6 protein-coding genes are annotated in these 10,526 nt (G+C 71.8%); 4 read left to right on the top strand and 2 right to left on the bottom strand.

From position 1 onward, the window contains the following. Window positions 1-530 precede the first annotated feature (530 nt). The 3 genes from ADY01_RS26795 (at window position 531) to ADY01_RS26785 (ending at window position 4,646) form a co-directional block, all read left to right on the top strand. Window positions 531-1,190, top strand: coding sequence for a Crp/Fnr family transcriptional regulator (locus ADY01_RS26795; RefSeq protein WP_049578663.1), 660 nt, complete (start codon window positions 531-533; stop codon window positions 1,188-1,190). A gap of 169 nt (window positions 1,191-1,359) precedes the next feature. Continuing rightward, on the top strand, window positions 1,360-2,424 hold the full coding sequence (locus ADY01_RS26790; protein WP_049578662.1) for a hypothetical protein: 1,065 nt from the start codon (window positions 1,360-1,362) through the stop codon (window positions 2,422-2,424). Beyond that, a complete protein-coding gene (locus ADY01_RS26785; protein WP_049578660.1) occupies window positions 2,424-4,646 on the top strand; it encodes a hypothetical protein in 2,223 nt (740 codons plus the stop codon). Before ADY01_RS26790 ends, ADY01_RS26785 begins: the two co-directional genes overlap by 1 nt. A 108-nt stretch (window positions 4,647-4,754) precedes the next feature. On the opposite strand, the gene ADY01_RS26780 is transcribed toward ADY01_RS26785, so the two are convergent. Both ADY01_RS26780 and ADY01_RS26775 read right to left on the bottom strand, forming a co-directional pair. Further along, window positions 4,755-5,528 carry a hypothetical protein gene (locus tag ADY01_RS26780; protein WP_049578658.1) on the bottom strand — a complete coding sequence of 258 codons (774 nt, stop codon included), beginning with the start codon at window positions 5,526-5,528 and terminating at the stop codon, window positions 4,755-4,757. Between the two features lie 237 nt (window positions 5,529-5,765). Continuing rightward, the gene (locus ADY01_RS26775; RefSeq protein ID WP_049578657.1) at window positions 5,766-8,435 is read right to left on the bottom strand and encodes a glycoside hydrolase family 48 protein; all 2,670 of its coding nucleotides are present in this window, start codon (window positions 8,433-8,435) and stop codon (window positions 5,766-5,768) included. A 356-nt stretch (window positions 8,436-8,791) separates the two neighbouring features. On the opposite strand from ADY01_RS26775, the gene ADY01_RS26770 reads away from it, so the two are divergent. Then, entirely contained in the window at window positions 8,792-10,522 is a 1,731-nt protein-coding gene (locus ADY01_RS26770; RefSeq protein ID WP_049578655.1) for a glycoside hydrolase family 6 protein, read from the top strand. Window positions 10,523-10,526 lie beyond the last annotated feature (4 nt).

Genomic DNA, 10,526 nt, shown 5'->3' with positions numbered 1-10,526 from the left:
TTCGTTGCCCTATCGGGCATCGGAGGGCGGGGACTGTTTTCAAACGGCGCACGGTTTGTTTTCAACACTCTGTTTAAAACGAAGTGTTTCGCGTTTCAGAACAGTCCCCACCTCCAGATGCCCGATGGGGCAGACGACCGCGCACCGCCACCACGGCCCGGTTGGGCAACGACCCCCACCGGCCCGGCGAATACCCAACAAGGGCACACAGAGGCGGCAGCAGCTGCGCGCCACCCCAGCCACAGCAAGCAGACCGACCCGAGACGGCCGTCATCCGCTGCGCCCGTTCGGACACCCACCTCATCCACCCACAAGCTGGCCGGTCACCGGGACGGCGAACACCCACGAACCCTCCCCCCGTAGGTGCCTCTTTTCGTGCATCCGAACGACACGGAAACCCGGGCAAGCCCGCGCCACCTAGGCCAAGCGTAGAAGCCGCCCCACCCACCAACCCCCCATCAGGGGATAACCACCGAGCGGTAACGGCCCTACCCTGCACAGGGAGACCACCCCGCGAGGGAGGGGCCGCCGTGGCGGGACATGACGCGTTCACACCGGAACAGTTGAGTCTGATCCACGGCGCCGGTCGCGGGCGGGAGTGGGCCAGGGGGGAGGCCGTGGTCTCCGAAGGGGCGCCGTCCACGGACATCGTCCTGATCGAGTCGGGCCTGGTCAAGATCACCACCGAGCTGGAGAACGGCTACACCAGCGTGCTCGCCGTGCGCGGCCCCGGTGAGCTGCTGGGGGAGCTGTCGTGCCTGGACGGCAGGCCGCGGTCCGCCACGGCCACCGCGATGGAGACGGTGACCGGATCGATCGTGCCCGGCGAGCGGTTCCGCCGCCTGCTGGCCGCACACGGCTCCCTCGCCCTGGCCGTGCTCCGCTCCGTCGCCGCGCGCCTGCGCGACTCCGACCGGCTGCGGGCCGAGCACGGCGCCTACCCGGCCGTGGTGCGCATCGCCCGCGTCCTGGCCGTGATGGCCCTGCGGCACGGGGTGCGCGACGAGGAGCCGCCCGGCGGGGTGGCGGTCCATGTCAGCCAGCGCGAACTGGCGGGCGCCGCCGGCACCTCGCGCGAGACGCTGGTCCGCGCGTTCGCGACGCTGGAGTCCGAGGGGCTCATCGTCCGCCGCCGTGGCTACACCCTCGTGACCGATGTGGAGGGCCTTCGCGGCTGGAGTGGCGCCTGAATTACGCGCCTTCGCGCCCGGCGTGTACGGCGCCTGCGCGATCTGCGTCATCTGACGCTGTGCGCCCGGCGCGGCGTTGATATCCCTGGTGCACACGGGCGGGCCGGTGGGCAGCTCGCGGGGGGCCGGCCCGTTCCGTTCATCGGCGCATGAGGGGTGAGGAAACGTCATGGCGGTCAAATACGAGTACTACACCATTGTCGTGGTGGACATCGAGGGGTTCGGGCGACGGCAGAACCCGGTCCAGTCCTGGCTGCGGGAGCGGTTGCGCCGGATCCTGGACGCCGCCTTCGAGACGTCCGGCGTCGATCACCGCTCGGGGCCGCGGCCCGTCGACCGCGGGGACGGCGTGTTCTGGCTGCTGCCCGGGACCGTGCCCAAGGAGGACGTGACCGGGCCGTTCGTCGATCAGCTGCGCCAGCAGCTGCGGGCGCACGCGAAGACCAGCAGTGCGGAGGGCACGCTGCGGCTGCGGGTGACGCTGCACGGGGGCGAGGTCGGCGCGGACGAGGAGGGCTGGGTCGGGGCGGATCTCAACACCGCCTGCCGCATGGTGGATCACCAGCCGCTGCGGGACGCGCTGACGGCGGTCGAGGCGGCCGAGCTGGTGGTCGCCGTCTCGGACGAGTGGCACCGCAAGGTGATCAGCCACGACCACCCGGGCATCGACGCGACCGAGTACCGGCCCGTCCGGTTCGACGCGAAGGAGATCGAGAACGAGACCGTCTGGATCCGGGTGCCGGGACACGCCGCGCCCCCGGTCGGCCGGGTCCCCGCCCCCGGCGCCGTCGCGCGGGGCCGCGCCGGGGCCGAGGGAGAGGAGCGGACCGCCGCCGAGGCCGCTCCGGCGCTGCTCATCGAGGACAACTCCGGCATCGGGCAGCTGAACGGCGACATCACCGGCGGCGGCATCGGCGTGGCCCGGGGCCCGGTGCACCAGACCTTCGGCGCCCCGGTGGCGCCGGGCGCGGCGGGGAACGCGGAGCTGCGACGTGAACTGGAGGAGCTGCGCGCCCTGTTGAAGGGGGCCCTGGAGCGCAGGGACATCGACGCGGGCACCTACCGGGACGCGTCGCGGGAGCTGGAGACGGCGGAGGAGTTCGCCGACGCGGAGGACGAGGAGGGGCGCGGCGTGCTGGTGCGCGCCCTGATCAAGCTCGGCGCGCTCGTCACGGGCATCGGCGTCATCGCCGAGCCCGTGCGGAACCTGATCAACACCCTGAGAGGTGCGTGATGAGCATGCCCACGATCGGCAGCAACACCGGCATCGGCGCGCTGACCGGTGGCATCAGCCACGGCGGCATCGGCGTGCTCCACGGCGACCAGTACATCAACCAGTACGTCACGGATCCGGCGGCGTCGCCCGAGGACCTCTTCCGCGAGGGCATGCGCTGCCTGGCCGCGGGCATGCGCGGCCGGGCGGAGGAACTGGTCGGGCAGGCCATCCAGCGCGGGCACGAGTCCCGGGAGATCTACTACTCCTGGATGCTGGTGATCGTCAGCCGCCGCTCGCCCGAAGACCTGACCGACGAGGACTGGCACGCCCTGCGCGCCGCCGTCCAGCGGGTCGACGGCTCGTGGCCCGCGGACCCCCGGGTGGACTCCGGCGGGTACGCCGAGGCCGCGCACCTCGTCGCCGACCTGCTGCGGGCCTCGATCGAGCCCGGCGCCCCGGGCGGCGAGGGATCGGGCGGCGAGCGATCGGGCGGCGGCTTCCCCGGGCGGCTGCGGGCGCTGCCCGAGGCGCGCCGCGCGGAGGTCGGCGACCACCTGCGGTATGTCGTCCAGCGGGTCGAACAGCACGCCCTGGGCGCGGAGGAGTCGGCCGAGATCGACGCGCACCGCATGGCGCGGTCGCGCGAGGAGCGGATCCCGCTGTTCTTCACGCCCGACCCGCTTCCCGTCCAGCCGCTGCCGGAGCCGGCCAGATCGGTCTGGTCCGCCGACCGGCAGCTGGTGACGGCGCTGCTGTACGGGGCGGTCGCGATCTTCGTGATGGGTCTCGTGCTGGCCATCGTGTTCCTGAACCAGGGCGAGGATCCGGCCCCCACCGGGGGCCTGTCGAGCGATCCGTTCGCCGACACCTCGACGGCGGCGGAGGAGTCCGGCGAGAGCCTCGGCGCCACGGCGTTCTTCCTCGCGGCGGTGGTGGCCGTTCCCGCGCTGGTGCTGCTGCTGAGGAGCGCCCCCGCCGAGCTGCGGCGGCGGGCCAGGCAGGCCCGTCGGCCCGTCTGGCTGCGGGAGCGGCGCCCCGCCCGGCCGTTGCCCGGCCTGCGGCTGCCGTCCCACGGCGCCGGGCCGGGGCCGGCCGGCGGCCAGGCCGGCGGCCCGTTCCACGCCTTCCGCGCCCGGCTCGTCGAGCTGGCCGCTCCCCGGTTCGCGCAGGCCAGACCGCCGGGGCCGATGACCGAGGCGGGCTGGCAGCAGATGACGGCGCACCTTCAGGAGGACCTGGCCGACGCGCTCGCCGTCCGCTACTGGCAGGCGGGCCCGCCCGAGGGGCTCGACTGGCTGATCCAGCTGCGGGCCCGGAAGGTGGCGCTGGACTGGGCGGAGGGCGGGATCAAGCCGCCCACGGGCGACCCCTGGAGCCGGTGGCGGGGCACGCGCAACGGTGTCCTGCTCGCCGGGGCCGCGCTGCTGATCCCCGTCCTGGCGCTGATGGGGGAGTCGACCGGCGGCGGGCTGCTGGTCGCCGGGATGTGGGCCGCCGCCGCCTTCGTGGCCATGGGCGTGAGCGGCCGGATCGCCGAGCTGCGGATGCTCGGCACCGAACGTGAGGAGTTCGCCGAGGAGCAGGTCAGGCACGCCGAGTGGTCCAAGCACCTGAGGACCCACCGCCCCGGCGACGACGAGCTGGGCCGCTGGCTGGACCTGGACCAGCGGGCCCTGCTGCGGGACGTGCTCCGTGAGCACCGCATGGAGCACCGGGGCGTGCTGTTCACCTTCTTCGTGCTGGAGGGCGCGCCCGGCTGCGTGCGGGCCAAGGTCCCCAACGGGCCGCCGCGGTACTCCCGTTACGGGCTGCGGCTGTTCGTGCTGACGACCAGCGGCGTGTGGGTCAGCACCTGGGAGATGGACTTCGCCTCGGCGACGCACCGGGGGCGCAAGGACTTCGTCTTCCGCTTCGACTCCATCAGCTCGGTCGTGCTCCAGACGACCGGGGCGCGGGCCGCGGGGGAGAAGTCCTCGGTCGGCGTCCTCGACGGCGCCGGCCTGCCGGGCCTGCGGGAGGTGCTGCTGCTGGTGCTGAACAACCAGCAGAACCTGGAGGTGCAGGTCGAGAACCACGAGCGCCTGGCGGCGGGGACCGCCAACCTCGGGCAGTTGCGCGAGGTGGCCCTGGAGACCTCCGGGATCTCCGCCGGGTTCCGCATCCTGGCCGCGCTGGCCACGGAGGGCGAGGAGTGGTTCGACCAGCGGCGGGACCAGTCGCGGCGGGTCTTCCTCGGCTGAGCGGGAGCGCCGCCAGCACGGAAGCGCCGCCCGCGCGGGACGCGCCGAGGGTCCCGGTCGATGCCGACCGGGACCCTCGGACCGTGCTGGTGCGCCGATGCGAACGGATCAGACGCAGATGAAGAGGAAGCAGTCGTCCTCCTCCTCTTCCTCCTCGTCGGGAGGCGTGGGCGAGGGCGGGTCCGGCTGCTCGCTGCCCGTGGGCGGCGGCGGCGACGAGTCGTCGTCCGGCGGCGGGGTGGAGGACCCGGGGCCGGTCTCGACCGAACCCTCCTCCTCGACCGGCGGCTCGCTCTCCTCGCCGTCCTCCGACGGGCTCTCGGACGGATCGCCCGACTCCGTGTCAGCGGGCGAGTCGGACGGCGTGGCGGAGTCCGGTGACGCGCTGTCGGACGGTCCGTCCGTCCCGTCCTCGGTGGCTTCGCTCTCGTCCGCGGACGGCGAGTCGCCCGCCTCGATGTCGCGCTCGGAGCCCGAGGGTTCGCTGGACGGCATGACGACGTCGCCGACCTCGGCCACCGCCACGCCCAGCACCACGATGCCCAGCAGCGCCGCGATGGCGTAACGGCGCCCGGTGCGGCGGGTGGCGGCGTGCCGCTTGGGGCGGCCCGTCGTCTCCGTCTCGTGGTCCGGCACGTCGAGCGGCGGTGGCGGCACCACCGGCAGCAGCCCGGTGTCGCCCACCTCCTCGTCCGGCGGCTCTCCGCCGTCCCGGCCGGATCCGCCGGATCCGCCGGATCCGCCGGAACGGTCGTCTGCGGCTCTCCTCCCGTCTCCGGTGCCCGTGCCGGGGGCGTCGAGCGCGCCCGGCTCGGCACCGTCGTCCGGGGGCGGCCTCCTGCCGCCCTCGGTGCCGCGATCGGCTGCGGACCAAGCGGTCAACTCGCCGCATCCGGGGCATATCAGTGCGCCATTCAAGTGCCGTCGGCACGTGGTGCAGTAGTCCATGGCTCCCCGATTCGTTGCGATGGACCGGTGGGGGTTGGGCACACGATAGCGTCGTACGCAAGTTCGCATGGCGGTGCCCCGGAGCGGCGTGCGCTCCGGGGCACCGGTTATGTCGCTCTTGCCGCCTGATGGGGCGTTACTCCCGGGGGACTCGTCCGTCCCTCAGGGCTCTCACGCCTCGAAGAGGTTGGCGTAGGTGGCGAGGGCGACGGCGATGTCCGCCTGCGCCCAGAAGCGGTGGTACTCGAAGACCGGGACGTCGCCGCCGTCGAGGTACTCCTCGACCTCCGGCCAGGCCGGGTCGTCGTGGAGGAACGAGCGGATCGAGTCGAACGTGGCGCCCGGCTCGATGACATCGCCGTTGGGCATGGTGCCGCTGTAGCCCGCGGGGATGTGGACCTCGTCGTCCAGCCGGTCGTAGGCGTCCTTGGGCTCGGGTACCGACACCCCGAGGTCGTCGGAGTTCGCCATGAGCCCGTCCAGCAGGCCCGCCGCTGTCTCCTGCGCCTCGGTGTCGCCGCTGGCGGCGGCGTAGTAGGACAGGGTGTTGGCCAGCGAGCCCGTGATGCCCACGTCCTGGGTGCGATTGGCGACCTCGACATGCAGGTTGGCGTTGGCCCCCGGGTTGTCCGGGTTCCAGGTGTCGGGGGCGCCGCTCCACTCCAGCGTGGACGGGATCTGGTAGTCCCCGCCCGTGCCGATGGTGACCTCGTCCAGCACCCAGTCGACCCACTTGTCGAGGACCTCGCCGGCCTGCTCGTCACCGGAGGCGTAGTAGTACTCGGCCATCCGCTGCATGGACCAGGCCTGCATCCCGAACCACTGGTTCGACGGCGGGTCGTGGTAGACGGGCTTCTCGTCGTAGAACATGCCGTAGAACGTGGGCGTGCCCGACGGCGGCTGGGCGTAGTGGCCCTCCCAGCTGTTCGTCGCGCCGCCCGCGATGGCGCCCTCGTCGGACTGGAGCCACCGGTAGAACTCCACCTGCCGCTGGAGGCTGGTCTCCCAGTCGTCGTCGGCGGTCGGCGACTCGGGCACCAGGGCCGCGTCGCTGCTCAGCGCGTAGGCCGCCATCGGGTTCTGGTAGCCGAAGTGCGCGTAGCTGGAGCCGATCCGCCAGGACCAGCCGGCCGAGGAGTCCAGCGCCCCGCCCCAGGCGTAGTACCAGGAGAGCAGGTAGTGCGCGCTGTCCTTGCCCGAGGCCGCCGGGCACTGCGTGGCGCCGACGCAGTTCCCGATCTCCTTGAAGTACTTGTCGTACATGGAGTACCGGAGGTAGTCGCCCATCATCGCGGCCTTCTCGACCGTCTCGGCGATCTGGTCCTCGTTGCCCTGCTCGGCGGCCCACTCGTTGGCCCAGTAGGCGGCCTGGATGGCGCGGGCGTCCGCGTCCGGCGCGTTGGTGTAACGCCACTGCTCGGCGTACTCCGCGTCCCCGGTGAAGAGGTCGAGGTAGCCGTTCTCGCCGCCGTAGGTGAAGTCCTCGCACGAGGGGTGCGGCACCGTCTCGAACACGGACTCCTGCGGGCCACGCTGGTAGGTGTTGATGAACGTGGGCTCGCCCGCCGTCCCGCCGCAGGCGTCGCCGTAGCCGTAGACGTCGTCCACGTCCTGGAGCCAGTGCATGCCGTAGATGTCGTCCGTGCCATAGGTGGAGGACAGCTCGCCGGCGAGGGGGTCCTGGCCGACGCCGACATCGGGGTCCAGCTCGGAGGGGTAGTCCGCCGGGTCGTTGGACTCCGGCGCGTAGGTGGCCGGCGAGGAGGGGTCGTAGAAGCTGTTCGTCGGCTGCTCGTCGGCGCTGGGGATCATCCACTCCTCCATCACCGCCCAGGCGTCGTTGAACGGAGCCCAGTCGCCGGTGACCCGGCCGTACTGGGCCTCCAGCCAGATCAGGTACGAGTACGCCTCCGAGGTCGTCTCGTGCCCGTGGTCGGGCGCCTCCACCAGCAGCGTCTCGACGGAGTGGTAGGGAACGCCCTCCGGGGAGAAGTAGCCGCTCGCCGGGTCCTTGATCGTGGAGTAGAGCTCAAGGAACTGCGCCTCGTACGCCGAGTCGCCGCCGCCGAGCACCGTGACGTTGACGGTGGCGGGCGCGTGGCCGGTCGCCGAGGCGGTGAACGTCGCCGATCCGGTCCCCGAGGTTCCGGCGGCCACCGTCACCTGCTGCGTGATGTTCCAGTTCGACGGCGTGAACGTCCTGGTGGGCGAGCCCGTGACGGTGACGTCGCTGTTGCCCGCGGTGCGCGCGACGGTGACCGTCACATTGCCGGTGGGCTGGGTGTTCAGGCGCACGCCGAACTGGCCGCCGGCGCCGGGCTGGAGGGCCAGCGAGGACGGGGTCGCCACGACGGCCGGGTCGTCGACGGGCTCCTCACCGCAGACCGAGCCGTTGACGGAGAACACGGTGGGCGCGGTGTTGGTGCCGGAGTAGGTGAAGTTGGCACCCGAGGAGACGGAGGCGCCGGGCGCGACGGTGCCGTTCCAGCCCGCGTCCTGCACAGTGACGTTCTGCCCCGACTGGGACCAGACGCCGTTCCAGCCCTGGGCGAGGCGCTGGTTGCCGGCGTAGGCGTAGCTCAGGGTCCAGCCGTCGATCGCGGCGGTGCCCTCGTTGGTGACGGTGACGTCGGCGGTGAAGCCCGAGCCCCAGTCGTTGGCGCTGTACTCGACCTGGCACGCCGGATCGGCGGCCCGCGCCTCGACGTTGATGCCCGCGACCAGCGTCAGGGGCAGCGCGAGCGCCAGCGCCGTGGCGATGCGGCCCTTGCGGGCCGCGCGGCGGCGTCTGCGTTCGGCGGGGGGTGGCGTACCGGCCGGTGCTCTTCTGCGAACCCGCATGTCAGCGGTCCCTCCTTGCGGCTCTCGTTCACACGAGGAATGGGTGCGTCCGGTGGTCGCGGTGAAGAGTCAGTGGGAGCGCTCCCAAGAATGTGACCAAGTCGCGTACGCGTCAAGAGCTTTGACGCACACGGTGTCGAATCCGTGATTTCCGTGCCCTGACTGCGGTGTCAGGTCGCTTTACCGACACATTTCTTGAACAGAACTCTGGCGGGCGGTCACATCTGGCGCTACCTTCCCCTCAGTCAGTGGGAGCGCTTCCAAGCGAGTTCGGCGTCAGGACGGGCGTCGATCCCGGTCGCACCGGCGCCTGCCGCCCCGGGCGTGCGAACTCGGCAACCACCGAAAGGACTCGTATGAGCCGCACCACCCCCCCACCCCGACGCAGGGCCGGAGCCCTGCTGTCGGCCGGGGTCCTGGCCGCCACCGCCCTGGGCACCGGCGGCCTCATGCAGGGAACCGCCGCGGCGGCCGACTTCGCCTGTGAGGTCGGCTACTCCGCCAACGACTGGGGTTCCGGCTTCACCGCGAACCTCACGATCACCAACACGGGCTCCACCGCCACGAGCGGCTGGACCCTCGCCTACGCCTACGCCGGCAACCAGAGCCTCGCCCAGGGCTGGAACGGCTCCTGGTCCCAGTCGGGGCGGAACGTCACCGTGCGGGACACCGGCTGGAACGGCACCATCGCCCCCGGCGCCTCCGTCTCCACCGGAGGCAACTTCACCTACTCGGGCACCAACGCCGCGCCCACGGCGTTCTCCGTCAACGGCATCGCCTGCGGCGACGACGGCGGCCCGGGCCCCGACCCGGGTGACCCGCCCGGCGACCGCGTGGACAACCCGTACGAGGACGCCGGCGTCTATGTGAACCCCGACTGGTCGGCCAACGCGGCCGCCGAGCCGGGCGGTTCCGCGATCGCCGACGAGCCCACCGCGGTCTGGCTCGACCGCAGGGCCGCCATCACCGGCGGCTCCGCCGGGAACTCGACGGGCCTGCGGGAGCACCTGGACCAGGCCCTGGTGCAGGCGGAGGAGCACGAGAACTTCGTCTTCCAGGTCGTGGTCTACAACCTCCCCGGCCGTGACTGCGCCGCCCTCGCCTCCAACGGCGAGCTCGGCCCCGACGACATCGACATCTACAAGGACGAGTTCATCGACCCGATCGCCGACATCCTCGGCGACCCGGCCTACGCCGATCTGCGCATCGTCACGATCATCGAGATCGACTCGCTGCCGAACCTGATCACCAACGTCTCCCCGCGCGAGACGTTCACCGAGCAGTGCGACGAGATGCTGGCCAACGGCAACTACCAGGAGGGCGTCTCCTACGCCCTCGACCAGCTGGGGGCCATCCCCAACGTCTACAACTACATCGACGCCGGTCACTACGGCTGGATCGGCTGGGACGACAACCTGGTCGCCTCGGCCGAGCTCTTCCACGAGACCGCCACCACCGGCGGGGCCTCCGTGGACGACGTCGCGGGCTTCATCGTGAACACGGCCAACTACGGCCCGTCCGTGGAGCCGTACTACAGCATCGACGACGCGGTCGGCGGCACGCCGGTGCGCGAGTCCGACTGGGTGGACTGGAACCGCTACGTCGACAACCAGTCGTTCGCGCTCGGCTTCCGTGAGGAACTGGTCAGCCAGGGCTTCAACGACGAGATCGGCATGCTGATCGACACCTCGCGCAACGGCTGGGGCGGCTCCGGCCGGCCCACCGGGCCGGGCCCGCAGACCGACGTGAACGCCTATGTCGAGGGCAGCCGCGTCGACGGCCGCTTCCAGACCGGCAACTGGTGCAACCAGTCCGGCGCGGGTCTCGGCGAGCGGCCCACCGCCTCGCCCGTGGCGAACATCGACGCCTACGCGTGGATCAAGCCTCCGGGTGAGTCGGACGGCTCCAGCGAGGAGATCCCGAACGACGAGGGCAAGGGCTTCGACGGGATGTGCGACCCCGCCTACGAGGGGAACCCGCGCAACAACTTCAACATGTCCGGCGCGCTGCCCGACGCCCCCCTGTCGGGGCACTGGTTCTCGGCGCAGTTCCAGGAGCTCCTGGACAACGCCTACCCGCCCCTGTGATCCC

Origin of the sequence: Streptomyces sp. SBT349, assembly GCF_001083795.1 — a bacterium.
GTDB lineage: Bacteria > Actinomycetota > Actinomycetes > Streptomycetales > Streptomycetaceae > Streptomyces.
This window is presented reverse-complemented; position numbering and strand designations above follow the sequence as displayed.